The sequence below is a fragment of the Cryobacterium sp. PAMC25264 genome, assembly GCF_019443325.1.
Lineage (GTDB): Bacteria > Actinomycetota > Actinomycetes > Actinomycetales > Microbacteriaceae > Cryobacterium.
This window is the reverse complement of sequence record NZ_CP080383.1, coordinates 2,949,638-2,974,652: the sequence shown is the minus strand read 5'-3', so window position 1 is coordinate 2,974,652 and position 25,015 is coordinate 2,949,638. Positions and strand designations below refer to the sequence as shown.

The 25,015-nt window shown below is 66.2% G+C and carries 18 protein-coding genes; 13 read left to right on the top strand and 5 right to left on the bottom strand.

The window, feature by feature from the left end; translation table 11 throughout:
- Nucleotides 1-647: 647 nt before the first annotated feature.
- Genes KY500_RS13845 through KY500_RS13805 form a run of 9 tightly spaced genes read left to right on the top strand, consistent with a single transcriptional unit; the run spans nucleotide 648 to nucleotide 9,815 of the window.
- Nucleotides 648-1,730 (top strand): Gfo/Idh/MocA family protein, encoded by a 1,083-nt coding sequence (locus KY500_RS13845; protein WP_219901030.1) that lies wholly within the window; start codon nucleotides 648-650, stop codon nucleotides 1,728-1,730.
- Nucleotides 1,727-2,722: an NAD-dependent epimerase/dehydratase family protein gene (locus KY500_RS13840; protein WP_219901029.1), complete on the top strand. Its 996-nt coding sequence runs from the start codon at nucleotides 1,727-1,729 to the stop codon at nucleotides 2,720-2,722. The genes KY500_RS13845 and KY500_RS13840 overlap by 4 nt, the downstream gene beginning before the upstream one ends.
- On the top strand, nucleotides 2,719-3,870 hold the full coding sequence (locus tag KY500_RS13835; protein ID WP_255579355.1) for a DegT/DnrJ/EryC1/StrS aminotransferase family protein: 1,152 nt from the start codon (nucleotides 2,719-2,721) through the stop codon (nucleotides 3,868-3,870). The genes KY500_RS13840 and KY500_RS13835 overlap by 4 nt, the downstream gene beginning before the upstream one ends.
- Nucleotides 3,863-4,504: a NeuD/PglB/VioB family sugar acetyltransferase gene (locus tag KY500_RS13830; RefSeq protein ID WP_219901028.1), complete on the top strand. Its 642-nt coding sequence runs from the start codon at nucleotides 3,863-3,865 to the stop codon at nucleotides 4,502-4,504. The genes KY500_RS13835 and KY500_RS13830 overlap by 8 nt, the downstream gene beginning before the upstream one ends.
- Nucleotides 4,501-5,655: a DegT/DnrJ/EryC1/StrS aminotransferase family protein gene (locus tag KY500_RS13825; protein WP_219901027.1), complete on the top strand. Its 1,155-nt coding sequence runs from the start codon at nucleotides 4,501-4,503 to the stop codon at nucleotides 5,653-5,655. The genes KY500_RS13830 and KY500_RS13825 overlap by 4 nt, the downstream gene beginning before the upstream one ends.
- Nucleotides 5,652-7,274, top strand: a complete 1,623-nt coding sequence (locus KY500_RS13820; protein WP_219901026.1) for an acyl-CoA ligase (AMP-forming), exosortase A system-associated — start codon at nucleotides 5,652-5,654, stop codon at nucleotides 7,272-7,274. Before KY500_RS13825 ends, KY500_RS13820 begins: the two co-directional genes overlap by 4 nt.
- Nucleotides 7,271-8,497 carry a pyridoxal-dependent decarboxylase, exosortase A system-associated gene (locus KY500_RS13815; RefSeq protein WP_219901025.1) on the top strand — a complete coding sequence of 409 codons (1,227 nt, stop codon included), beginning with the start codon at nucleotides 7,271-7,273 and terminating at the stop codon, nucleotides 8,495-8,497. Before KY500_RS13820 ends, KY500_RS13815 begins: the two co-directional genes overlap by 4 nt.
- 44 nt (nucleotides 8,498-8,541) lie before the next feature.
- Nucleotides 8,542-8,799 carry an acyl carrier protein gene (locus tag KY500_RS13810; protein ID WP_219901024.1) on the top strand — a complete coding sequence of 86 codons (258 nt, stop codon included), beginning with the start codon at nucleotides 8,542-8,544 and terminating at the stop codon, nucleotides 8,797-8,799.
- Nucleotides 8,800-8,822: 23 nt separating this feature from the next.
- Nucleotides 8,823-9,815 (top strand): hypothetical protein, encoded by a 993-nt coding sequence (locus KY500_RS13805; protein ID WP_219901023.1) that lies wholly within the window; start codon nucleotides 8,823-8,825, stop codon nucleotides 9,813-9,815.
- An 8-nt stretch (nucleotides 9,816-9,823) separates the two neighbouring features.
- Here the strand turns inward: KY500_RS13805 and KY500_RS13800 are convergent, their stop codons facing one another.
- Entirely contained in the window at nucleotides 9,824-10,690 is an 867-nt protein-coding gene (locus KY500_RS13800) for a hypothetical protein (RefSeq protein ID WP_219901022.1), read from the bottom strand.
- Between the two features lie 108 nt (nucleotides 10,691-10,798).
- Here KY500_RS13800 and KY500_RS13795 point away from each other — a divergent pair, with 108 nt between their 5' ends.
- Nucleotides 10,799-11,452: a polysaccharide deacetylase family protein gene (locus tag KY500_RS13795; RefSeq protein ID WP_219901021.1), complete on the top strand. Its 654-nt coding sequence runs from the start codon at nucleotides 10,799-10,801 to the stop codon at nucleotides 11,450-11,452.
- 5 nt (nucleotides 11,453-11,457) lie between these two features.
- On the opposite strand, the gene KY500_RS13790 is transcribed toward KY500_RS13795, so the two are convergent.
- The gene (locus KY500_RS13790) at nucleotides 11,458-12,405 is read right to left on the bottom strand and encodes a glycosyltransferase family 2 protein (RefSeq protein WP_219901020.1); all 948 of its coding nucleotides are present in this window, start codon (nucleotides 12,403-12,405) and stop codon (nucleotides 11,458-11,460) included.
- A 266-nt stretch (nucleotides 12,406-12,671) separates the two neighbouring features.
- Here KY500_RS13790 and KY500_RS13785 point away from each other — a divergent pair, with 266 nt between their 5' ends.
- The 3 genes from KY500_RS13785 (at nucleotide 12,672) to KY500_RS13775 (ending at nucleotide 21,074) form a co-directional block, all read left to right on the top strand.
- Complete coding sequence (locus KY500_RS13785) at nucleotides 12,672-18,470, top strand: DUF4082 domain-containing protein (protein ID WP_219901019.1); 5,799 nt, start codon at nucleotides 12,672-12,674, stop codon at nucleotides 18,468-18,470.
- Nucleotides 18,471-18,537: 67 nt separating this feature from the next.
- Complete coding sequence (locus KY500_RS13780; protein WP_219901018.1) at nucleotides 18,538-19,605, top strand: glycosyltransferase; 1,068 nt, start codon at nucleotides 18,538-18,540, stop codon at nucleotides 19,603-19,605.
- Nucleotides 19,602-21,074 (top strand): oligosaccharide flippase family protein, encoded by a 1,473-nt coding sequence (locus KY500_RS13775; RefSeq protein ID WP_219901017.1) that lies wholly within the window; start codon nucleotides 19,602-19,604, stop codon nucleotides 21,072-21,074. The genes KY500_RS13780 and KY500_RS13775 overlap by 4 nt, the downstream gene beginning before the upstream one ends.
- A gap of 110 nt (nucleotides 21,075-21,184) precedes the next feature.
- Here the strand turns inward: KY500_RS13775 and KY500_RS13770 are convergent, their stop codons facing one another.
- The 3 genes from KY500_RS13770 to KY500_RS13760 form a co-directional block, all read right to left on the bottom strand.
- Entirely contained in the window at nucleotides 21,185-22,561 is a 1,377-nt protein-coding gene (locus tag KY500_RS13770) for a glycosyltransferase family 4 protein (RefSeq protein WP_255579353.1), read from the bottom strand.
- Nucleotides 22,562-22,683: 122 nt separating this feature from the next.
- On the bottom strand, nucleotides 22,684-23,520 hold the full coding sequence (locus tag KY500_RS13765) for a glycosyltransferase (protein WP_255579352.1): 837 nt from the start codon (nucleotides 23,518-23,520) through the stop codon (nucleotides 22,684-22,686).
- 120 nt (nucleotides 23,521-23,640) lie between these two features.
- Nucleotides 23,641-24,858: a hypothetical protein gene (locus KY500_RS13760; protein ID WP_219901014.1), complete on the bottom strand. Its 1,218-nt coding sequence runs from the start codon at nucleotides 24,856-24,858 to the stop codon at nucleotides 23,641-23,643.
- Between the last annotated feature and the right edge of the window lie 157 nt (nucleotides 24,859-25,015).

Genomic DNA, 25,015 nt, shown 5'->3' with positions numbered 1-25,015 from the left:
CGTCAGGCGCAGCTTCGTTCGGTAATGCCGTGCCCAGGCGGCGCCGGACAGCCCTCGTACAGTACCCGCGCCGGGCGTCGCCTCGGTGATGGGTGTTGGGGCGGTCCTGACCAGGCGGAGCGGGGTCCGGTAACCCGCCGGGATTCCTCCGGGCGCGGGGGAACGTGGCGTAGGCGCGCTCATCGGGGGCCGGCGCTTCCGGCAGGAAGCCGGGCGGGCCGAGCTCGGGCCACACCTGCCGTTGTCGGCGTCGGCGTGTTTTGGGGTCGACGGATAGGTCGCCCCGCGATAGACGTATTCACGGAAGGTCCCCTGCATTTCGGGTTTACAGGTTCGGGCGGGTTGCGGAACAGGTCAAGCAGTGAGGCGGATCGAGCAGTGATGCAGGTGACGAGGGCCTTCGCAGGACGCGAATTCGATCGTCGTGCATCACATGAGGGAATCTCAGGACCTCACGACGTGACCATACCTGCTCCGCATTTTCCGCGCTGTGACCTGAACAGGGGGCAGTTCCAGGCCGCCCAGGTCACCCCCGGTTGGGGGCAGCGAAGTGCCCAACGCAGTGGCATTGTGACTGCGTGAGCGACCCTCAGGTATGAGGGCGCTCATAGCTCGTTACATCAGCCTTCAAGCTATAGGGGTTCACTGTGACCGATACGTTGCGGATCGCTGTCATCGGCGCTGGATACTGGGGGCCCAATCTGGCCCGGAATTTCCGGGCGAGCCCGCACTGGGATCTCGCTGCGGTCTGCGACCTGGACACTGAGCGCGCGGAGCGAGTCGCGGGTCGGGGAAGTGGGGTGCGGGTGACCTCGTCAGTGGCCTCTCTCCTCGCTGATGACACCCTTGACGCCGTGGCGATCGCCACGCCCGCGTCGACGCATCACGGCATCGCCTGCGCGGCGCTCGCCGCCGGCAAGCATGTCCTGGTGGAGAAGCCGCTCGCGGACACGAGTGGCCGAGGTGAATCGATGGCCAGGGTCGCCGCCGAGAATTCGCTGGTCCTGATGACGGACCACACATACTGCTACACCCCGGCCGTGCTGAAGATCCGTGAGCTCATCGACGAGGGAGCGCTCGGCGACATCCTGTTCATCGACTCAGTCCGCATCAATCTCGGTCTGATCCAGCCGGATGTGGATGTGTTCTGGGATCTTGCCCCGCACGACCTCTCGATCATCGATTTTGTCCTCCCGGGTGGTCTGCGACCGCTCAGCGTCTCTGCGCAGGGGGCGGATCCCCTCGGCGCCGGTAAATCGTGTGTCGGCTACCTCACGCTCCCGCTCCAGCACGGCGCCATCGCGCACGTCCACGTCAACTGGTTGAGTCCCACGAAGATACGCACCATGATCATCGGCGGCACCAAGCGCACCCTGGTCTGGGATGACCTCAACCCTCAGCAGCGGGTCAGTGTCTATGACCGTGGCGTGGATCTGGAGACCCAATCCCTGGATGGGTTGGAGCGACGGACTGCCGCCATCTCCTACCGACTCGGCGACACCTGGTCGCCCGCTCTGTCGGAACGGGAAGCGCTGGATTCCATGACCGCTGAGTTCGCGGCGAGCATCCTGGAGCGGCGCGCTCCACGCACCGACGCTGGATCCGGGTTGAGGGTGCTCGAGGTGCTCGAGGCTGCCAGTCGCAGCCTGACAGAGAACGTGGTCGTGACCTTTCCGATGACGCCACGGGTACCGGTGCTCCAGGCAGAGCTGGCGGGGGAACCGGCATGACTGCGCTGCAGGGCGCTCGTGTGCTGGTCACCGGCGGCGCGGGCACCATCGGATCCACGATCGTTGACCAACTGCTCGACGCGGGCGTCGACCACATCGACGTGCTGGACAATTTTGTTCGCGGCCGGATGGCCAACCTCGACGGCGCGATGGCCGACGGGCGGGTCGCTGTGATCGAGGGCGATATCCGTGACGCTGCTGTGGTGCGGAGGGTGACGGCGGGCACGAACCTGGTCTTCCACCAGGCGGCTATTCGCATCACCCAGTGTGCAGAGGAGCCGCGCCTCGCCAATGAGGTGTTGGCCGACGGAACATTCAATGTCCTGGAGGCCGCAGCGGCGCATGGTGTCGACAAGGTCATCTCCGCTTCCAGTGCCTCGGTGTACGGCCTGGCCGAGACTTTCCCGACGCCGGAGAGCCATCACCACACCAACAACGACACTTTTTACGGCGCGGCCAAATCGTTCGGCGAGGGGATGCTGCGCAGCTTCCATTCGATGTACGGGCTCGACTATGTGGCTCTGCGCTACTTCAACGTCTACGGTCCACGGATGGATATCCACGGTCTCTACACCGAGGTGTTGGTGCGCTGGATGGAGCGCATCGCCGATGGGAGACCGCCGTTGATCTACGGCGACGGGTTGCAGACCATGGACTTCATCTTCACCACGGACATCGCCAGGGCGAATCTCCTGGCCGCCGCCGGCGACCGCACGGAGGGTGTGTACAACGTGGCCAGCGGAACCGAGACCACCCTGTTAGGTCTGGCCGAGGCGCTTCTCGAGGTGATGGGCTCCGACCTGGCGGTCGAGCACGGCCCGGACCGTGCGGTCAACGGCGTTGTCCGGCGTCTGGCGGATACCCGAGCGGCGCGAGAGCAGCTCGGCTTCGAGGCTCAGGTCGGATTGCACGACGGTCTGCGACGGCTCGTCGACTGGTGGCAACCGCAGCGCGACGAGATCTCGGCCGGTCGTGTGGGCGTGGTGTCATGAGCCGCATCAACGTCATGAAGCCGTGGCTGGGGGAAGAAGAGGTCCTCGCCCTCACGGAGGTGATCGAGTCCGGCTGGGTCGCGCAGGGCCCCAGGGTGGCCCGGTTCGAGCGCGAGTTCGCAGCGTCGATGCAGGCCAACCACGCCGTGGCGACCTCAAACTGCACCACGGCACTGCACCTGGCGCTGATCGTTGCCGGGGTCCAGGCCGGCGATGAGGTGATTGTTCCCTCATTCTCCTTCGTTGCCACGGCCAACGCCCCCACTTACGTCGGTGCGCGACCGGTGTTCATCGACGTCGACCCCGACACCGGATGTGTCACCGCAGACGGCATCGCCGCCGCCCTCACCGATCGGACCCGAGCCGTCATCGTCGTTGACCAGGGTGGGGTGCCCGTCGACCTCGACCCAATCCGCGACCTCTGCGATCCGCTGGGCATCGTGGTGATCGAAGACGCCGCCTGCGGTGCCGGGTCCACCTACAAGGGTCGGCCAGTGGGGGCCGGGGCCGCGCTGGCGGCGTGGTCCTTCCACCCCCGCAAGCTGTTGACCACGGGAGAGGGCGGCATGTTGACGACCTCGAATTCAGACTGGGCCGAGCGAGCCAGGCGCCTGCGGGAACACGCGATGAGCGTGTCGGCGAGCGACCGGCAGGCGAGCATTCTCGCTCCGGCAGAGGAGTACCTGGAGATCGGATACAACTATCGGATGACCGACATGCAGGCAGCGGTGGGGATCGTCCAGCTGGGCCGATTGCCGGAAATCGTGCGCCGTCGGCGGGAGATCGCCGAACGCTACACAGCCGCCCTGTCTGGCATCGTAGGGCTGCGCCCGGTAGGCGACCCGGAGTGGGGAACCTCGAACTACCAGTCCTACTGGGTCGAGGTCGGCCCGGATTATCCGTTCGACCGTGAGACGCTACTGGTGCGCCTGGCCGAAGCCGGGGTGTCGGCTCGACGAGGCATCATGTCGGCGCACCTGCAGCCGGCGTACGAAGGAAGTCCGTCATACCGCGGTCCGCTGCCGGTGTCGGAACGGCTCACCGGCAACACCCTGATCCTGCCGCTCTACCACCAGCTCGAGGATGCGGAACAGACTACGGTCATCGATGCGTTGCTCTCTCCGCTCACGGTGGCCGCGCATGGCTGAGGTGCTCCTCGTCGCGGCGAGCGGCCTGGCTCGGGAGGCGCTGTCCGTGCTTCGGCGATCGGGACTGCACACCGCGATCGGGTACCTCGACGATGACGAAACCCGATGGGGCAAGAGTCTCGACGGACTGCCGATCCTCGGCGGTACCGGTCAGGTCGCAGATCACCCGCAGGCCCGGCTGGTTATCTGCGCCGGACGTGGAGTCACCCGGGCGGCTATCGCCGCTCGCCTGGCCGGGTACGGCCGGGGCAACGACGACTTCGTCAGCGTCATCGATCCCAGCGTGGTGGTGCCGGCAGATTGCACAGTCGGGGTGGGGAGCATCCTGCTTGCCGGCGTGGTGCTGACCACCAATGTCGAGCTCGGCAGGCATGTGGTCATCATGCCGAATGTCACATTGACCCATGACGACCTCGTGGAGTCCTTCGCCACTCTCTGCGCCGGCGTGACACTCGGCGGCCACGCGTGGATCGGCGAAGGCGCGTACCTCGGCATGAACGCGAGCGTGCGCGAGGGCGTACGGGTCGGCAAATACTCGGTCCTGGGTATGGGGGCCGCGCTCGTCAAGGACCTGCCATCGGAGGAAACCTGGCTGGGCGTGCCGGCCGGTCCACGAAAGGTGATACCAGCATGAGAGTCCCGTTTCTCGACCTCGTCTCCCAACAGGCGGAGATCGCGGAGGAGGTGCTGCCCGCCTGGCGGGAACAGTTCACGTCCGCGGCCTTTGTCGGAGGTGCCGAGGTCGCCGCATTCGAGCGGGAGTACGCCGCGTACATCGGCGTTCGGCACTGCGTCGGAGTGGCCAACGGGACCGATGCGGTCGAGCTCGCACTCCGGGCCGTCGGTATCTGCCCAGGCGACGAGGTCATCATCCCCGTCAACACGTTCATAGCGACCGCCGAGGCGGTGACCCGCCTGGGTGCGACCCCGGTCTTCGTCGACGTCGATGAGGAATACCTCCTCATCGACCCCGCTGCAGTCGAAGCGGCCGTCACGTCGCGCACTCGGGCAATCGTGCCCGTGCACCTCTACGGCCAGACCGCGCCGGTCGAAGCACTCCTGCAGATCGCGACACGGCACGGGCTTGTCGTCGTCGAGGACGCTGCCCAATCACAGGGGGCGACTGCCACGATCGGCCGAGCCGGTGCGCTCGGCCGGGTCGCCGCGACGAGCTTCTATCCCGGCAAGAACCTTGGAGCGGCCGGAGATGCCGGTGCAGTGCTCACCGACGACCCAGCCGTCGCCGAATTCGTCCGGAACTACGCTGCTCACGGAAGCTCGGTGAAGTATGTGCACGACCGGGCTGGCGTGAACTCGCGTCTGGATGCCGTGCAAGCCACGGTGTTGCGCGCCAAGCTACGCAGGCTCGACACGTGGAACGCCGCCCGCCGCGCGGCCGCCGAACGGTACGCGGGGATGCTTGCCGACCTCACCGAGGTGCGGCTCCCCGCCACCCGGCCCGGCAACGAGGACGTCTGGCATCTCTACGTGGTCCAGGTCGCCGAACGCGACCGGGTGCTCGCTGAACTCGGGGCCGCCGGGATCGGCGCGGCCATCCACTACCCGACTCCGTTGCACCTCACGGCCGCCTACGCGGGACTGGGCTATCAGGCCGGCCGTTTTCCGGTGGCGGAAGCCGCCGCGCGGCGGATACTCTCGCTGCCGATGTACCCGCACCTCACTGCAGTGCAGCAATCGCTGGTCACCGCCGCGCTCGTCGGAAGTCTGAGGGCACGATCACGAGCAGGAGAAGTGCCGGTCCTGGCCGATCGGGCTGTGTCATGAGCGCAGAGTGGCGACGGCATACCGTGGTCAGGACGAACCTCCACCACCTGCTTTCACAGGCGGCCGTGCTGACGCCGGACGCCCCCGCGCTGAGCTACCGCAATGCCACCATCAGCTACGCCGAGACCTGGCGGATGGCACTCGCCACGGCCGCGCGGTTGCACGCGCTCGGAGTGCGGAGGGGAGACCGGGTTGCGATCTACCTGGAAAAGCGCTTCGAGACCGTCGCATCGATCTTCGCCATCTCTGCGTCCGGGGGCGTCTTCGTCCCGATAAACCACGTGCTGAAGGCACCCCAGGTGCGTCATATCCTGCAGGACAGCGCGGCGGCGGTGCTGATCACCTCGGCGGACCGGCTAGCCCGACTCGGGGCGGTCCTGCCGGTCACGCAGGTCGCTCATGTGATCGTCGTGGGCGACACTCCGTCCGGGCACACTCCGTCCGGGCCGGAGACACCCTGGCAGACGCACCGGTGGCCGGACGGGCAGATCGCGACCCAGGACCGGCCAGAGCCACCGGCGATAGACCTCGACCCGGCGGCGATCCTGTACACCTCGGGGAGCACCGGCACACCCAAGGGTGTCGTGCTCAGCCACCGCAACCTGATCGTCGGCGCCGAGAGCGTCAGTTCCTATCTGGGCAACACGAGCGACGATGTCATCCTCAGCGTACTTCCGCTGAGCTTCGACGCCGGGCTGAGCCAGGTGACGACGGCCTTCTCCGTCGGCGCTCACTGTGTGCTGATGAACTACCTGCTGCCGCTGGAGGTACCCAAGCTTTGCGCACAGTACGGGGTCACCGCCCTCACCTGTGTGCCCCCGCTGTGGCTGCAACTCAGCGAGGTCGCCTGGCCACCGGCAACCGCGAGACGGCTCAGATATTGGGCGAACACCGGGGGCAGGATGCCCAGGCCGATGCTGGACCGGTTGCGGGGTATCTTCACCGAGGCCGACCCGTACCTCATGTACGGGCTCACCGAGGCCTTCCGGTCGACCTATCTCGACCCATCCGAAATCGACCGGCGCCCCGACTCGATCGGCCGAGCCATCCCGAACGCCGAGATTCTCGTACTCCGTCCAGACGGGACGCCGTGCGCGCCCGGAGAGGAAGGAGAACTCGTGCACCGGGGAGCCCTGGTGGCGCTTGGCTACTGGAATGACCCGATCCGGACGGCGGAACGCTATCGGCCGGTTCACTATCCCCAGCAACCGTGGCGTGCACCTGAGCGGGCCGTCTGGTCCGGAGACACAGTGGTGGCGGACCAGGAGGGCTTTCTGTACTTTGTCGGCCGCAGCGACGACATGATCAAGACGTCGGGCTACCGGGTGAGCCCAAGCGAGGTCGAAGAGGCCGCCTACAGCACCGGTCTTGTGCGTGACGCCGTCGCGCTCGGCGAGGACGACCCGGCACTGGGCCAACGGATAGTGCTCGTGATCTCGTCGACAACGCCCGCGGCCGAGGTCGACGTCGACACTCTGTCCGGGGCTCTGCGGCAGGTGCTACCTCTATATATGGTGCCCGCCCGCATAGAGGTTCGCGAGTCATTACCCCGCTCGCCCAACGGTAAGTACGATCGCGCGGCGCTCCTGGCAGAGGTCCTGTCGGAGGTGCCCGGATGAAACCACACGAGCACATCGCCGGTTTCGGCACGTTAGGCGGCGAACTTCGGGTCGGTGGGATGCCGCTGTCCAGACTTGCCGCCCGGGTCGGGTCAACACCGTTCTTCGCCTATGACCGGGCGCTGCTCGACCGGCGTGTGGACGAGCTGCGCTCGGCGCTGCCCGCGCAGGTCGAACTCAGCTTCGCGATGAAGGCCAACCCGATGCCCGCCGTTGTGCATCACCTGTCCGGACGGCTGGACCGGATCGACGTCGCGTCAGGGCTGGAGATGAGAACCGCGCTGGACACCACCATCCTCGCCGGCCAGGTCAGCTTCGCCGGTCCGGGTAAGACCCCGGCCGAGATCCGCCAGGCCGTCGCGGCCGGCATCCTCATCGAGGTCGAGTCCGGCACCGAATTCCGCCGGGTACTCGCGGCGGGCGATCAACTCGGGATCGAGCCGAACGTCGCCGTACGGGTGAACCCCGACTTCGCGGTCAAGGGGTCGGGTATGCGGATGGGCGGTGGTCCGCAGCAATTCGGGATCGACGCCGAACACGTGCCCGCCGTGCTGCGCGACTATGCAACGGCCGGAGCGAATGTGCTCGGCTTTCACGTCTTCGCCGGCTCGCAGAACCTGAACGCAGAAATCATCGCCGAGGCGCAACGACAAACCGTCGACCTCGTCAGCGGTCTTGCGGAGCACCTGCCCACCCCGGTGCGTTACCTCAATCTGGGCGGCGGGTTCGGTATCCCCTATGTCGAGAAAGACCAGCCGCTCGACCTCGGCGCCGTCGCCGAGAACCTCCACGAGCTTGTGGACGGGCCGATCCGGCAGCGGATGCCCGAGGCGCGTCCGGTCATCGAACTCGGACGGTACCTCGTGGGGGAGTGCGGGGTCTACGTCACCCGGGTGCTGGACCGAAAAGTGTCGCGCGGCACGACCTTCCTCGTGGTCGACGGCGGCATGCATCACCAGCTCGCCGCGTCGGGCAACTTCGGCCAGGCCATCCGCCGCAACTATCCGGTCGCTGTCGGAAACCGGGTCGGGAGCTCCTCTGCAGAGACGGTCACGGTCGTGGGCTGTCTGTGCACCCCGCTCGACCTGCTCGCGAAGGACGTGGAGCTGCCCGAAGCCGACATCGACGACCTCATCGTGATCTTCCAGGCGGGAGCGTACGGTCTCACCGCCAGCCCGACCGCCTTCCTCGGACACGCGGCTCCCGCGGAGGTCCTCGTTTGATCCCATCTGAGTAGCCCACACCCGATCCCCACGAAGGAATACCGATGACCGACACCCTGAACGCCGTCCGCACCGTGCTGATCGAGGCACTCGAACTGCAGCAGCGCCCGGAAGACCTGCGGGAGGAGACCGCACTGTTCGGGTCGATGCCTGAACTCGATTCGTTCGGGGTCGTAAGCCTCGTGGCATCCCTCGAAGAGCGCTTCAACATCACCGTCGACGACGATGAGTTCGGCGCCGACATCTTCGACACGGTCGGCACCCTCACCGGGTTCGTCGACGCGAAGTTGGCCACGGCCTGAGGCCGAACACGAACGGAACCCCGATGCCCCACGCCCCCGATGCTCCGGCCGCTGGTCCGTCGGGCACGCCCGCATTCCGGCGAAGGCGCCTGATCGCGGTGATCCTACTTCTGCTCGTGTTGTCGGTAACGGCAGCTCTGTGGGTCGCGGTTTCGATGGGCTCGCCAGGTCCCACGGGACCGGACTCCCGAAGCTCCAGCTCGACGGAGCCGTCGCGGGCGCCCGGCACGATCCCGGAGGACTTTCCCTCGGCCGAGACGACGGGACTACCGCAGGGGACCACCCTCTCGGACTACACGGGCCAGTGCCGGATCACAACGCCGAACACGGTCATCGACCAGAAACAGGTGGACTGCTGGCCGCTGCAGATCGATGCGCCGGGGGTCGTGATCACGCGATCGCAGATCAACGGGTTCGTTTACAGCGCCGACGACGGTGCGGGTTCCTTCAGCATCAGCGACAGCGAGGTCAACTCGGGTGACAACCCCGTGACCGGAATCGGCGACGTCAGCTTCACGGCGACCCGGGTGCACGTGACCGGCGGCAAACGGTCGGTCATGTGTTATCGGGAGTGCACGGTTGAGGGATCCTATGTGCACGGGCAGTTCACAGATGCGACGGGGTATTACCACGAGTCCGGGATCCGGATGGGCTCGAATGCCGTCATTCGCGGCAACACCATCGCCTGCGATGCTCCCGACGTCCCCCCGGACGGTGGCTGCTCCGGAGCACTCACCGGTTACGGGGATTTTGCGGTCATCCAGAACAATGTCATTGACGGCAATGTGTTCATCGCCGGGTCCGGCGGCTACTGTACCTACGGAGGTTCCACGACGGGAAAGCCGCACTCGGTCGGAACCCGGGATATCCGGTTCACGAACAATATCTGGCAGCGTGGCACAACGAGCAAGTGCGGCGATTTCGGGCCGATCACCTCGTTCGATTCCGACGCACCGGGCAATGTGTGGAGCAACAACCGATGGGAGGATGGCACCCCTGTGGCGCCGGCCAACTGACGCGTCGACTACCAGTCCAGCAGGGTCAGCTCACTGTAGAGATAGTCGATGGTGGTGGCCGCCAGCGTCTGGCTGCGGAACATCTTGGCCCGGGGGGTGCCCAGGTCCATGCCGAGGGCAGGGACGAAGCCGAGTACGCGGCGCTCGCCGAGGGTCGCGAGTGCCCCGTGCCTCAGCAGCAGGTGTGAGCCGACCTGTGGCCACGCCGATCGGAGCAGTTCTCGGCTCCCTCCGACGTACAGCGGTGACGCGAAGATCGGGAGTCGCTTGCGGCTGTCCTTGCGGACAACGAGATAGGCGTACTCACCGCGAGAGGTCACGACGATGTGACGGGCGGCGGGCGCGTCACGGTGGTCCCGGTAGACCCGAGCATCCTGATCGGTCAGGACGTCAGCCACACGTCGACGGTCGTCCGAGATCGTGAGGCCGCGGCGGGGCAGGCTGGGCAGATTCGGTGTCAACCGGGTTGCGGTGTCCAAGGCGGCGAAGCCGAGCCTCTCGTTGAGTGCCACCACGTTTCCGCTCGGCGAGAAGTCGGTGAACTCATAGCCGGGCTGCGCGAGGATCGCCCGGATGAGCCTAAGGCCGTCGGCTCGATGCTCATCCAGTACGCAGAACGCAGCGAGGTTGCAGAACCTGCGCTGCTCCCCATCAACCTCACGCTCGGAGTACACCGCAGCATAGGCTCCGACAACGCTGCCGCCGGCGAGGAGGTGATAGCCGTGGTTGGGCGCCGTGACGCCCCACGGTGGCGCAAGGAGGGCCCCCCACGCCGCCGTGCTGACCCGTGGGTTCAGGTGACGGTGGAGGAACTCGGCAACGGCGAGGGCATCCCCGTCCGTGATGGGGCGAACGGCCGCTCTCTCCCGATCCATGAGCCGATCGTACGGCACAATACGCTCCACACGGGGTACTGTGCACGATAGCTGATGTTGACGGACTCACAACGCGAGCCGTCAGCACGGAAGGGACCCGGGCTGGGCATGAACATCAACCTGTGCTTCCACGGCATCGGAACCATCGATCACGAGCGGGAGACCGGCGAGTCCCTGTACTGGGTGACAGAAGCCAATTTCCTCCGCATCCTTGATGAGGTGGGAGGTGAATCCCAGGTGAGACTCAGCTTCGACGATGGCAATCGGTCTGACAGCGCGGTCGCGCTCCCGGCGCTGCAGGAACGCGGGTTGACTGCCTCGTTCTTCGCTCTCGCCGGCCGTCTGGACGATCCCGCCAGTCTCTCGTCGGCCGACCTCCGGGAGATGCGCAGCGTCGGCATGAAGATCGGAAGTCATGGTTGGACGCACATTCCGTGGCGCGGGCTGGGCCCGCGGGAGGCTCGCCGGGAGCTCGTCGATGCACGCATCGCCCTCGCGGAGGCCAGCGGTGGAGACATCGACGAGGCCGCCCTTCCACTCGGTCGGTACGATCGTCGCTTGCTCGCCGAGCTGAGGAAGACTGACTACCGCGCGGTCTACACGAGCGATCGGCTCCCCGCGCGCTCCTCGGTATGGCTTCAGTCCCGTTACAGCGTCACGGCTCGCGACACGGCCGAATCGATCCGTGCGGTCGTCACACATCGTCCCGGTGTGCGGGACGCGCGCAACCTGCTGGCGAGCGCGGTCAAACGGATCCGCTGAGCTGGTTAGGAGGGGAGGAACGCTGAGCTCGCCCTCAACTGAGGCGGCCTCAGCGCCGGCCGCAGCAGCGCGCGCACCGTCGTCCAGGACGTTCGTTGGCCCAACACCGCCCGCCTGGTTTCCACCACGACGGTCAAACCGAAATAGATCCACGCGCGCAGGTCACCGGTGCGCCGGCGATACAAGCGAACCCGGTTGAGCATCTGCATAGTGTGCGTCGCCGCGCTTTCGCCGGAGCCACCGCCGATATGCATCGCGCCGGCCCGCGGGGTGAAGACCGTGGTCCATCCCGCGTCACGCGCCCTGAGACTGAAATCGGTTTCCTCGGAGTAGAGGAAGAAGGATTCGTCAAGACCCCCCAACTCATCGAAACACCTCCGGTCGACAAGGAGAATCGCGCCAACGGCCCAGTCGACCTCATGCTCGGTCTCGTATGCGCCAGGGAGTTCGATGCGCTCGGCGAACACCGCCAGTCTCGTGAAACTCAGCCCGCCGACCCGGCCGAGGGTCGGTCCACGTCGCAGGGTGGGAGACAGCCTGCCATCCTCCTCACGCACACGCGGCGCGACGATTCCGGCGCCGGGTCGCCGCCGAAGCACCTCGAGCAGCCGTGGCACGGCGTCGGGGTCGAGGGTGGCATCGGGATTGAGGATGAGGACCGTCGAGGCGTCGGGTGAGGCGAGCACCGCCCGATTGATTCCGGCCGCGTAGCCATCGTTCGAGGCCCGAACGACCTCGCAGTCGGCTCGTCGATCCAGAATGTCTCGAGTGCCGTCGGTTGAACCGTTGTCGACGACCACCACCGAATAGGTCAGTCCGCCGAATGCGGCCGGCAGGCTGTCGAGGAGTGCGGCGACGTGCCGGGTGCTGTTGTAGGTGACGACCACGGCAGCAACGTCTACCACCGCCTGATGCCCGCGGCGGGGCGCTTCGTCAATCTCACGATCGGTCAACGGCGGCGCCCCCTTCTTGGATCTGTTTCAGCTTGCCGACAATATCCACATTCCTCCCTGCGCGCTGTGGCCCTTTCGGGGGTCACTCCAGGCGGCACCCGTGCCTCAGCCGGCGCAGTGGCACTCGATTGGGGGGTGCATGGGGGACTGGTTTGATCTGAACAATCCTCATAGGTTCTCACTACCGAGTTGCGAGCCGCGTGGCCTCTTTCCCTGGAGTCGTGCGCCCTCCTCCCCATGACCCGACATGAGCGGCAGGATTACCGATGGCGTCAGCACCGATCACCGCGCACCAGGGTCCCTCCGCTTGGCGCCACAGCCGGTTCGCGCTTGCGCTCGCGCTTGCCGCGGCCCTGGTCATCACGAGCCTCACCGCATCGCCCACGGTGGCGAACGCGGCAAGCGGATGCCGGGCAGCGGCCAACCCCGTGGCTTGTGAGAACGCCAAACCTGGCACCAATCCCAACACGTGGGACATCAACGGTGCGGGCGACCCCACCATCCAGGGCTTCAGCACCGATATCTCCGTGGAAAACGGAGCCACGATCGAATTCAAGATCGACACCGACGCCTCCAACTACACCATCGATCTCTACCGCACCGGGTGGTACCAGGGCCTGGGCGCCCGCAAGGTGGCGTCCGTCACCCCGTCCGCGGCTCGGCCGCAGACCCAGCCCCAGTGCCTGTCCGATCTGAGTACCGAACTGTACGACTGTGGTAACTGGGGCGTCTCTGCCAGCTGGTTGGTGCCGGACGATGCGGTCTCCGGTGTCTATGTTGCGCTGTTGCGCCGCCCGGATACAGGCGGCGAGAGTCACATCATTTTCATCGTGCGTGACCAGAGCTCAGGCTCCGACGTGCTGTTCCAAACCTCCGACCCCACCTGGCAGGCCTACAACTCGTACGGCGGCTCGGACTTCTACGAGGGCGCCGCGAACGGGCGGGCCTACAAGATCAGTTACAACCGCCCGTTCGTCACGAGGGCGGGCACCACCAAACGCGACTTCTACTTCAGCAGCGAATTCGCCCAAGTGCGTTTCATGGAACGAAACGGCTATGACGTCAGCTACTTCAGCGGCATCGACACGGATAGGTTCGGCTCTCTCCTGGCCAACCACCGTGTGCTCCTCTCTGTAGGCCACGACGAGTACTGGTCCGGCGCCCAACGGGCGAATCTCTTCGCAGCGCGTGACGCCGGGGTCAACCTGCAGTTCCTCACCGGCAACACGGGGTACTGGCGTACCCGATATGAGGCATCGGCGGCGAGCGGAACGTCCACGAATTACCGCACTCTGGTCTCCTATAAGGAAACCTGGAGCAACGCGAAGATCGACCCGTCAAGCCAGTGGACAGGTACCTGGCGAGATCCCCGGTTCGCGTCACAACAGGCAGGCGGCGGCCTGCCCGAAAATGCCCTGACTGGAACCATGTTCCAGGCCAACCACGATGATCTTGCCGTGACAGTCTCTGCACAGGAGGGAAAACTCAGAACCTGGAAGAACTCGGGACTGAGCACCATGGCGGCTGGCACCTCAACGCAGCTGGCACCGCACACCGTCGGCTACGAGTCCGATGAGGACGTCGACAATGGGTACCGGCCGGCGGGCCTCATCCACCTGTCGACGACGGTGGGCCCGACCCCTGAGTACCTCACGGACTACGGAAACACTGTCGTCCCTGGCACCACCAGGCACAATACGACCCTGTACAGGGCGCCAAGTGGCGTGCTGGTCTTTTCTGCGGGAAGCGTCCAGTGGGCCTGGGGTCTCGATGAGACCCACGATGGTCAAGGCGCCCCTGCCAACGCCGCCATGCAGCAGGCGCAGGTGAATCTCCTCGCAGACATGGGCTCGCAGCCTTCTACCCTCATGTCGGGACTCGCCACGGCGCAGAAAAGCACCGACAGTACCGCGCCGGTCGCCACGGTCACTGCGCCGGTCACGAACTCGACAATCGCCGCGGGTACTGCCGTGACAGTCACGGGCACCGCCTCCGACGTCGGCGGTGTCGTGGCCGGGGTTGAGGTCTCGGTCGACGGCGGCGCAACGTGGCGCCCCGCGACAGGGACTACGTCATGGTCGTACACGTATCACCAGACCGGCCTCGGCTCCGCCGGTATTCGTGTCCGAGCGATCGATGACAGCGCCAACTACCCCTCTACCCCCACCTCCGTCAACCTCGTCGTAACCGGCCCGACTGGGGTCTTCGGTCAAGTGGTGCCGGCCATCCAGGACTCCGCCGACACGTCAGCCGTCGAAGCCGGCATGCGGTTCCGGCCCGAGACGAACGGTTTTGTCTCGGGCGTGCGCTTCTTCAAGAGCGCGGCGAACACGGGCACCCACACCGGCTCGCTCTGGAACAGTGCCGGTGCGAAGCTCGCGTCAGTGACGTTCTCCGCCGAGACCTCCATAGGATGGCAGTCGGCGAACTTCGATACCCCCGTGGCCGTGACAGCCGGCCAGAACTACGTCGTGTCCTACACCGCCCCGCAGGGTCACTACTCGGTTGCATCGTATTACTGGCCGTATTCGACACGGAAGAGCTCGCCGATCGCGGTACCGAGCGGTTTCGGCGTACCAGACCCGGGCGTATTCGGCGCGCCGGGGGCGTTCCCCGCCGAGACCTATCAGGGCTCCAACTACTTCGTCGATGTCGTCTTCGATACCGTCAACACCACGCCGCTCGCTGCGACCGGCCAGTGGCCGACTCCTGACGCGACGTCCGTCCCCACGAGCACGACGGTCAGCGCTCGTCTGTCCAACGACGTGACATCAGCCTCGGTCGCCTTCTCCGTGCAAACGGCGGCCGGTTCGCCCGTCGCCGGTGCGACGAGCTATGACCCGAGCTCCCGGACCGCGCTGTTCACACCGGCCACTGCGCTTGCGCCGAATACCTCGTACCGCGTGACCCTGGCGGCTACCGGAACGAACGGATCCCCCGTGGTTTCCGGGACGACGTGGGCATTCACGACGGCAGCCAGCGATGCGGCATGCCCGTGCTCGCTGTTCGGCCCGGCCGTGACACCCGTCATCGCGCAGGTGAACGACAGCCCGGTCACCCTCGGTGTGCAGTTCACGGCCCGCGCGACCGGTGCCATCGCCGGAGTCAAGTTCTACAAGGGACCTGGTAACACCGGAACGCACGTCGGCACGCTCTGGAGCAGCACCGGTCAAGCGCTCGCATCCGCGACATTCCTGGCGGAGTCAGCATCCGGGTGGCAGACCGTGTACTTCGCCCAGCCCGTTCCTGTCCAAGCTGGAGTGAGCTACACGGCCTCCTATCAGTCCACCACCGGGAAGTATTCGGCGACGGTCGGTGCATTCAACGCCGGGTTCACGAACGGACCTCTCTCTGTAGCGGCGACTGCCGGACGGTACACCTACGGGACCGGATCCCCGACCTCGACATCGACCACCAATTACTTCCTTGACGTGGTCTTCGTGACCAACGGTGCGCTCCCGCCGCAGCCGGCGTCCGTCTCCTTGGTGAGCCCCGCAGCGAACCAGACCGCGGTACCGCCGTCGAGTCTGGTCACGGCCGTGCTCTCCGCCGACGTGCCCACCGGCACGGTCCCGCAACTCGGGTTGACCACAGCAGCAGGGGCCGTTGCAGGAACGTCGGCGTACGCGCCCTCCACGCGCACGGTCACTTTCACGCCGGCCGCGACCCTGGCCTGGTCGACCGTGTACACGGCGACGGTGTCGATCTCCGGAATCGTCCCTGCGGGAGGCACCTGGTCGTTCACCACTGCCGCGAATACTCCGGTGGGGGGCACGTTCACCCTCCTGGGGACGGAGACACCAGCGGTCGCGGCCACCGCGGACAGCGCGGCCGTGGAGTTGGGTATGTCCTTTGCCGTTTCCCAAGCGGGACAGGTCACCGCCATCCGCTTCTATAAAGGGACAGGAAACACCGGAACCCATGTTGGCAGCCTTTGGTCCGCCGCAGGCGTCAAACTCGCGACGGTGACCTTCACCGGCGAGACGGCCACCGGATGGCAGACGGCGGCGCTCTCGACGCCGTATACCCTCACGCCGGGGGAGCGCTATGTCGTGTCCTATCTGGCCCCCAACGGACGCTATTCGAACACGCCGGACTACTTCTCCCTGCTCCGCAGCCAGGGGCCGTTGACAGCAGACACGGCGGCGAACGGGCTCTACCGGTACGGCGCGACCGGCGGGTTCCCGACGGGGACCTGGAAGGCATCGAACTACTTCGTCGACGTCGAGTTCCGCACGACGACAACGACAACACCGCCGACTCCGGCTCCGGTGACGGTCACGTCTACGACACCCGCCGCGACCGCGACCGGGGTCAGCCCATCCGGCACGATTTCGGCGGTGCTCTCGGCCGGAACTCTCGCGCAGACCCCGGCCTTGGCGCTCAGCGGGCCCGCGGGAGATGTCGCTGGCACGTCGACATTCGACGCGGTCTCCCGCACAGTCACGTTCACGCCGGCCGCTGTGCTCGGTTGGGGTACTCAGTACTCGGCAAGCGTCGGAGTGGCGGGCACCGTACCGACCGGTGGTGCGTGGTCGTTCACCACCGCTACCGCTCCCGCTCCGGCGCCGAGCGGCGAGTTCACCCTTCTCGGCTCGACGACGCCCACCATCGACTCCGTCAACGATGGCACAACGGGCATCGAGCTAGGCACGGCCTTCACGGTCTCCCAGCCGGGATCGGTGACCGGGATCCGCTTCTACAAAGGCAGCGGAAACTCCGGCACCCACACCGGCTCGCTCTGGTCAGCTGCGGGCGCCAAGCTGGCAACCGTGACTTTCACCGGGGAATCCGCCAACGGTTGGCAGACGGCCACCCTCACAACCCCGGTGGCGCTCACTCCCGGCCAACGCTATGTCGTCTCGTATCACGCGCCCGTTGGCCACTACTCCGCCAGTGCGAATTACTTCGCCACCCAAAGAACCAGTGGTCCGATCACCTCGGAGACCGCCACAAATGGGATCTACGCCTACGGCGCGGGTGGCGCAATGCCCACCTCGAGCTACAAGGCAACCAGCTACCTGGTGGATGTCGTGTTCTCGACCGGAAGCACCCCGCCGCCCGCCGCCCGGATGATGCCGGCGCCGACACCCGACTCCACGCCCACACCGACCGAGACCTCGACGCCGACGCCGACGGAGACCTCCACGCCGACGCCCAAGCCGACGGAGACGCCGACGCCCAATCCGACGGAGACGCCGACGCCCAAGCCGACGGAGACCTCAACGCCGACGCCCACGCCCACGGAGACCCCCGCGCCGGCCGAGACCTCGACGCCGACCCCCTCACCAGAAACCCGGGTCACTCCGAAGGCAGAGAATGCGCCCGTTTCGGCGGACATCAGCTCACGGGCTCCGGCTGAAGACGCTGACGGCGTCAGCCCGACACTCCTGGTGGCGGCGACGGTCTCCGGAGTTGATACCGCCTCGATCGCTCTCACCGGTCCGACCGGTGATGTCGCCGGTGAGTCACTCTACGACCCGAAAACCGGCGTCGTCGACTTCACGCCGACGGTGCCGCTTGAGTGGACGACGAGCTATACGGCGACGGTGACCGCCCAGCGCGAGACCATTACCGCCTGGCAGTTCGTCACGGCCGATGTGCCCGCTATCGAGGATTCTGCATCGTTCCTGCCCGAAGTACCCGGCCACACCGTCAACGATCGCGGCCTTCAGGTCGGCACACGCTTCACCCCGTCCGCTGCGGGCGCTGTGTCCGGGGTCCGGTTCTACGTGGGTGCTGACACCAGCCCGACCCGCACCGGGTACCTGTGGGGGCCCGATGGGAAGCTCCTGGCTACGGTCCCATTCGTCGGTGAAGCGACCGCCGGCTGGCAGACCGGGGTACTGACCAAGGCCATCGATCTCACCGTCGGTGCGGAATATCGTGTCACGGTGAGCAGCTCGGGTGGGACATTCGCCCGGGTGCCCAACGGCTCGGCCCTCCCGCTTGTGAACGGGTTCCTGTCATCGCCACCGTCGGCGGGCGTCTATGGCTACGGGTATCCAGATCAGACCACGAACGACAGCTTCCTGATCGACATGATTTTCGGCAGGACCCCGTGACCACACGGTTCAGCGTGAGCGGAGTGCCGCGGGAGCGTCTCGCGCGCGGTCGGGAGGGGCGGCGATCATGAGACTGGTGCGACCAGGTCCCGCCGCCGGCCCGGCGTCGGTGACCGTCGTGATCCCGTGTTACAACTATGGGCATTTCCTGCCGGAACTCGTTGCCAGTGTGCTTGCCCAGCGAGATGTCCGGACACACGTCATCATCGTCGATGACGCCTCGCCAGACGGCTCTGGCGATGTCGCAGCGCGCCTCGCCGAGGAGAACTCCCCGCGTGTCAGCGCGATCATCCACGCGCACAACCGCGGTCACATCCAGACCTACAACGACGGACTGGCCGCGGTAGACACCGAGTACGTCACCCTCGTCTCGGCAGACGATGTGGTGGCGCCAGGGGCGCTCGGACGCGCCACCCGACTAATGGACCGGTTTCCAGGTGTCGGCCTGGTCTATGGGCATGCGTCGGTCTTCCATGACAACCCCGTGCCCAGGCACCGGCCGTTGCCGGAGACCTGGAGCGTATGGAACGGACGGGACTGGATTGACTGGACTGCCTCGAGCGGCCGCAATCTGATCGTGTCCCCCGAGGCCGTCATGCGCACTCGAGCGCTTCGAGAGACCGGCGGCTACAACCCCGAGCTGCCACATTCCGGTGATCTCGAATTCTGGCTGCGTGCGGCGGCACGGTGGGATGTAGCGCGGGTGAACGGCCGTCCTCAGGCGTTCTACCGAATGCACGGAGAGAACATGCACCTCACACAGTTCGCGACGATGGCCGTCGATATGCGCCACCGGCTCACGGCCTTCGAGGTCCTCACCGGGCCCGAGCTCGCGCCATTGGTGCCCGGGTCCGACCGCCTGATCGTCCGGACGAGGCAGGCCATAGCCCGGCAAGCAAACATCCTCGCGGCGCGAGAACTCGACCGTGGAGCGCATCGTGGCGAGGTGCAGGAACTGCTCGCGTTGGCCGAGGAGCTGTCGCCGGGATCGTCGTCGGCTCGGCGCATCAGCTGGAGGGTCTCGCGGGATTCACGTGGCAAGACACCCGCATCCAGGCAGCGGATGATCGAACGCGGTCGCACCCAGCTCGACAGGGTTCGCGGTGTGCTCTCTGAAATCGCTGGGATCGCGTGACCAGGGCGGAGATCACCCCAGAGCGGTCCCTTCGTTCCCGGGTGAAGGGCGGATCGGCGTGGGGATCCCTCAACGTCGCGCTGTCCAAGCTGCTCCAGTTCCTGACGACCCTCATCCTCGCCCGTATCCTCGCCCCCGAACAATTCGGTGCTCTTGCGGTCGCCCTCGTCGCACAGACAATCGCTCTGAACATCACCGAACTCGGCACGACCGCATCCATCGCCAGGGGCGATCGCAGTCCGGATGCAATCGCACCGACGGTGTTCACCCTCTCACTCGTCACCGGGGCCGTGCTGACCCTCGTCATGGTCCTGACCGCACCCTGGCTCGCTGTCGCGCTCGGAGACGCGAGCGCCACCCCTGTCATCCAGGTCATGGCGCTGAGCGTGATCTTGGCATCCTTCGCGTCGGTGCCCACCGCGCTGGTGTGGCGGGACTTCCTGCAGAAACGCCGGCTCGTCGTCGATATCGGTTCCATCGTCGTCACGATGCTGATCGCGGTGCCGCTGGCCATGATCGGTTGGGGCGCCATGGCTCTGGCCTGGTCCCGCGTTATCGGCCAGGCGATGTCCACCATCGGCTATTGGATCATCGTTCCGCGCCGCTACCTGCCCGGCTGGAACCGCGCCGAGCTGCCCGGCTTGCTCCGGCTCGGGCTTCCCCTGGCCGGCGCAAACTTCCTGGCCTTCATCCTGTTGAACGTCGATTACATCATCGTGGGGCGGCAGCTCGGACCACAGGAACTGGGCCTGTACCTCATCGCCTTCAATCTCGCGGCCCTGCCGAGCACGGTGTTGACGACGATAATTCGCACGGTTGCGGTGCCTGCGTTCGGGCGCCTGGCCGCGGGTGGGCACTTGGCCGCACTGACCCCCCGCCTGGTACAAGGCATCGCTTGGGCCGCGTTCCCCGTGTGCGCGATGATCGGTGCCCTCGGTACAGCGCTGATGACAGCCCTCTACGGTGAGCGTTGGGCGCCCGCCGCGGTCGCGCTGCTCGGTCTCGGCGTGTTCGGTGCTGCCCGCATTCTGTCCGAGCTCTTCGCTGACCTCAGTGTGGGGGCGGGGCGCACGGGCGGTCTGCTCTGGGTGCAGGCCGTCTGGCTGATCGCCCTCATCCCGGCCATGCTGCTCGGAGTCGAACTCTTCGGTATTGCCGGCGCGGGTTGGGCGCATGCCGTGGTCGCGTGGCTCGTTGTGGTGCCGCTCTACATGGTCACAATTTCGCGGGTGCTGCGCGCGCGGATTTCGGCTCAGCTCTGGGCGTTCCTACCCCTGGCCGCGGCCGCCATACTTGCCGCGGTGATCGCAGCATTCGTTGCATCATTGGTCGGCAACTCCTGGCTGGCGCTGATCGCTGGTGGGATGAGTGGCCTGCTGGCGTACGTGGCTGTCACTGTTCGCGTGTGGAGGTCTCTGTGGCGCGAAGCCCGCGCTGTTCCGGACCTCGATGACGTTGTCTCGCCGTGACTCCCCGGAACCTGGTCACGGACCTGCTCCTGGTGCCTGTCGGCGCGGGCCTGGTCTGAGGCGTGCCCGGCGGCGCAGCCGCTTGACGTGCGCCCGAAGCCCAGGCAGGCTCAGTCAGTGTCGCGCGTGGCCCTGATTGACTCGGCTGCTGGCACCGGCAATTCGCACCGTTCCCGGATGAAGCGGGCCAACTCGGCCTCGTCGTCGAGAGTGACGTAGCGCCTGCCAGCGGGGAGATCCATCCCGGAGCTGGTGAAGGGCCACGCGGCGTATCTGGTGGCGTCGGGTGGTGAATCCAACAGATCGTCGAACACCGCGACGTAGGCGCTCGCCTGAGGCCTCCAGTCGAGGTGCTCGGAGACTCGGCGTCGAGCGGCCAGACCAAGCTCGACCCGGCGGGCCGGGTCATCGAGAAGTGCCTCGACCGCGTCGGCGAATGCGCTGATATCGCCCGACGGGACAAAGATGCCGGCCTCCCCGGCCGAGACCCGTGTTTCCAGGAGTTCCACAGACACGGAGGGGAGCGCGTACGCCATGTATTCCATGGTCTTGTTCATCGTCGAGACGTCGTTCAACGGTGTCTTCTGGTCAGGCCCGATACCGATATCGGCCGCACTCAAATACTGGGCTATCTCGGCCGGCCCGACTCGACCGGTGAATCGGACATTCTGGTCGAGATTCAGCTCCGTGCAGCGGGTCTTGAGGTCTTCAAGGCAGTCCCCGAAGCCCAGCAGCACGGCGTGCAGGCCCACTCGGCCGCGTTTGTGCACCAACTCCTCCATGAGGTCGAGCATGGTCTCTACGCCGTCTTGAGGGCCCATGATGCCCAGGTAGCACAGCAGCGCGTCAGCGTCGCCGCGGATGGCCGGGTCGGGGTAGACGGGGCGCATCACCCGCGTGTCCGGCCCACTGCGAACGACGGTCACCGTTGCGGGATCCCTGTGCCCCCGCCGCTCGGCAACGGCTTTGTAGGATCCGTTGGTCGAGATCACCCGGTCGGCGATCCGGTAGGTCATTCGCTCCAACCAGAGCAGGCCCCGGAATTCCACCCGTGCGGCGGGTGACGTCGGCTTGCCGAATCGGGAGAGAAACAGCTCCGGGTTGAGGTCGTGCTGATCGAAGACGAAGCGCACACCGCGAGCCCGCCAGAGCCAAGCGAGTAACCAGTACGTGTCCGGCGGGTTGCAGGCCTGGATGACATCAAAACCGCGCTGGTGATGCACCCGCACTGACAGCAACGCCGTGAGAATCCAGCACCAGGTGAACTCCACAGCGAATCCGAACACACCTCGCGCTGCCGGGCTGGGACGGTACTTATAGATGGCGATCCCGTCGAGCAACTCATACGACCGATCACCCGGCCCTTTCGGGCAGATCACGGAGACGGTGTACCCCTGCGCAGCGAGTGCGTTGCACTCCAGCCAGACGCGACGATCCAGTGGCACCGGCAGGTTCTGCACGATGATGAGTACTCGATTGGCTGGCACAGGTGTGACTCCCCTCGGCGCACGCATCCTGCGTGGTGGCGCACACAGTAGCGAACCTTGCCTGTGCCCGCCAGTGGTAGATGAGTCTTCCTCGACATGCACTTGGTGGCGAGGCGGGCCGCTTAGCGCGCCTCGCGCGAGCTCGCGTCGCGCTCCCAGCCACCACCGCTCGCGGTAAGTGCGAGCAACCTGGCGCAGGCGATCGTCGCGACGTAGACGCCGACGTCGATGATCCGGAGAGGATCCCTCTGCAGCAGTGTGCGGATATCGCTGAGTTGGCTGGCCCGGCCGCCGATCGGGGAGAGAGCGGGAGCGACCTCCCCCTGCGTGCGGTGGTGCCGGCGCAGGATCCGCAGCAAGTCCGCGGTCCGTCTCGGTGTGGTGATGACGACAGGATCCGTGGCGACGATGACGATCTCTTCGGCGGAGAACAGGCTGTGCACGAACAGATCGTCGGAGAGGATGTCGGGGAACTCACCGAATCGGGAACGTCCGCCCTCTGACAGGGCGTAGCAACCCGCCCCCCACAGGGTTCCGGAGATCGACGGCAGGCTCTGGCGCAGGGCGTACCAGCGGCGAACGACCCAGGCCGCATGGTGCGCGTCGAAGCTCCGGGGAGGACGTGCGGCCAGGGCGCCCGTCGTGAGTGCTGCAGCGACATCCGTCGCGGCCCGGCTGGTGAGGACTATGTCCGCATCGAGGTAGATGCGCGCCCCGGAGGCCGCGAGACGATCACCCTCTCTGAGCGCGGCGACCTTTGAGGCGGTGTCGAGTTCGACCACGGTGACCCCGGCGAAGCCGCGCGCGATCTGTGCGGTGCGGTCCGTGCAGCCGTTGCAGACGACCAGCACCTCGAAGTCCCCCGAACTAACAGAGGGTTCCAGCGCCGCCAGTGTGCGGGCGATCACCTGCGCTTCGTTATGGGCAGCGATCACGATAGATGTGCGGCACCCGCTCATCGTCGGCGCCGAGGACAGGACTGCCGAAGCGGACGACCGAACATGGTTCCCCCTCGAATACGACTGGCGGCACCTCATGAGACCCGAGATGCCGCCAGTGTACTTACGGGGCGTGGTTCGTCAAGGTGCCGTGACGGGGGTTCCGTTCGTCATGGCGTTGCCCGACCACACATTGCCGGCGCCACTCTTGTCGAACGCCGTGGCGGGGCCGTAGTAGCCGCACTTGGAGTTCTTCTCAGTGCCGAACGAGTTGTCGAGGAATCGTACGTTCGAGGAGGGGCGCGCCGAATTGCCCTTGTCCTCGCCGCCGGCGTAGACGCAGTAACCGCCACCGTTGAACAGGTTGCCCTGCACGAGGGTGTCCGTGAACGCGCCCCACTGGTTCAGGAACGAGAGTGCTGCGGTGAAGTTGCCCTCGTTTCCGGCGTCGAGACGGTTGTTCACGATGGTGAAGTTCGGGCCACCGAGGCTGAGGATGGCCTGGTTGTGCGAATCACCCGAAACGGGGATGTCGTGAATCCAGGAGTTCTTGATCGTGACGTTCGAGTCGAACATGGCTCCATCACCCCATCCGTGGATGTTGACGCCATCAGCGGTGAAGTTGTCGTAGCCGATGCCCGGGTACTTGGTTGTGTAGCCGGCACCGGGGCCGGCGATCTCAACCCGCTGCACCAGCAGTCCCGCGTAGGGGGCGCGGATATCGATGCGGCCGTTGACCTTGGAGTTGCGGATGGTCACGTTGTTGGCCTTGACCACCACGTCGCCGCTGAACTCGACGGCGTCGTAGACGGCGCCATCCGTCGTGATGGTGATTCCGCCCATGGGGGTGAGGTTGGTTCCTGCCGGGTATCCCGTGGTGGCCGCGGTGGGCCAGCTGCCGGTCTGCGGAGCGGACTCCGCGGGCGGTGTGGTGACCGGTGGCGCGGTGACGGGGGGAGCGGTCACCGGTGGCTCGGCGACGGGGGGAGCCGTCACCGGTGGCTCGGCGACGGGCGGTGTGGTGACCGGTGGCTCGGTCGCTGGCGGCGCGGTGACCGGAGGTGTAGCCGGCTGGGTGGGGCGGTAGGGCGTGGAGTGTCCCCACTTGCGCCACTGGGAGCCGTGTCCCTTGCCGTCGTTCTGAGCGTCCTTCCACCAGTGCGATGTGCTGGAACTCTTCTGGTGAGCCGCCGCGGAAGACGACGACTTGGCGTCTCCGCCTTCTTGGTGGGCGGAAGCGGCAAGACTGCCTCCTGAAATAACGGCGATGACGACCGCCGAGGTGATCGCCGTTGCGATCAGCGGACGGTGCCGAGTTTTCGGTGTCGTGTGCTTCGATGCTTTGCCGATAGATGTCATCGGGTGGATCCTCCTACGCGACCGGAGTCGGCCGCCTGTTTCTGATTACGGATTCAGGCGCGAACCTGTACCCCCTTTTGGGGGGTAATGCCTGGGTGACCTCGGCAATGCTAGGCGAGGTCCGCCGGGTTCCCTAATCAAAAATGAGGTTGCATCA

Bases quoted from the DNA above. Each gene is read 5' to 3' on its own strand.
- KY500_RS13795 (WP_219901021.1), top strand. From the start codon at position 10,799: ATGAACATCAACCTGTGCTTCCACGGCATCGGAACCATCGATCACGAG.
- KY500_RS13800 (WP_219901022.1), bottom strand. From the start codon at position 10,690: ATGGATCGGGAGAGAGCGGCCGTTCGCCCCATCACGGACGGGGATGCC.
- KY500_RS13785 (WP_219901019.1), top strand. From the start codon at position 12,672: ATGGCGTCAGCACCGATCACCGCGCACCAGGGTCCCTCCGCTTGGCGC.
- KY500_RS13810 (WP_219901024.1), top strand. From the start codon at position 8,542: ATGACCGACACCCTGAACGCCGTCCGCACCGTGCTGATCGAGGCACTC.
- KY500_RS13805 (WP_219901023.1), top strand. From the start codon at position 8,823: ATGCCCCACGCCCCCGATGCTCCGGCCGCTGGTCCGTCGGGCACGCCC.
- KY500_RS13830 (WP_219901028.1), top strand. From the start codon at position 3,863: ATGGCTGAGGTGCTCCTCGTCGCGGCGAGCGGCCTGGCTCGGGAGGCG.
- KY500_RS13760 (WP_219901014.1), bottom strand. From the start codon at position 24,858: ATGACATCTATCGGCAAAGCATCGAAGCACACGACACCGAAAACTCGG.
- KY500_RS13765 (WP_255579352.1), bottom strand. From the start codon at position 23,520: ATGAGCGGGTGCCGCACATCTATCGTGATCGCTGCCCATAACGAAGCG.
- KY500_RS13825 (WP_219901027.1), top strand. From the start codon at position 4,501: ATGAGAGTCCCGTTTCTCGACCTCGTCTCCCAACAGGCGGAGATCGCG.
- KY500_RS13820 (WP_219901026.1), top strand. From the start codon at position 5,652: ATGAGCGCAGAGTGGCGACGGCATACCGTGGTCAGGACGAACCTCCAC.
- KY500_RS13840 (WP_219901029.1), top strand. From the start codon at position 1,727: ATGACTGCGCTGCAGGGCGCTCGTGTGCTGGTCACCGGCGGCGCGGGC.
- KY500_RS13815 (WP_219901025.1), top strand. From the start codon at position 7,271: ATGAAACCACACGAGCACATCGCCGGTTTCGGCACGTTAGGCGGCGAA.
- KY500_RS13780 (WP_219901018.1), top strand. From the start codon at position 18,538: ATGAGACTGGTGCGACCAGGTCCCGCCGCCGGCCCGGCGTCGGTGACC.
- KY500_RS13835 (WP_255579355.1), top strand. From the start codon at position 2,719: ATGAGCCGCATCAACGTCATGAAGCCGTGGCTGGGGGAAGAAGAGGTC.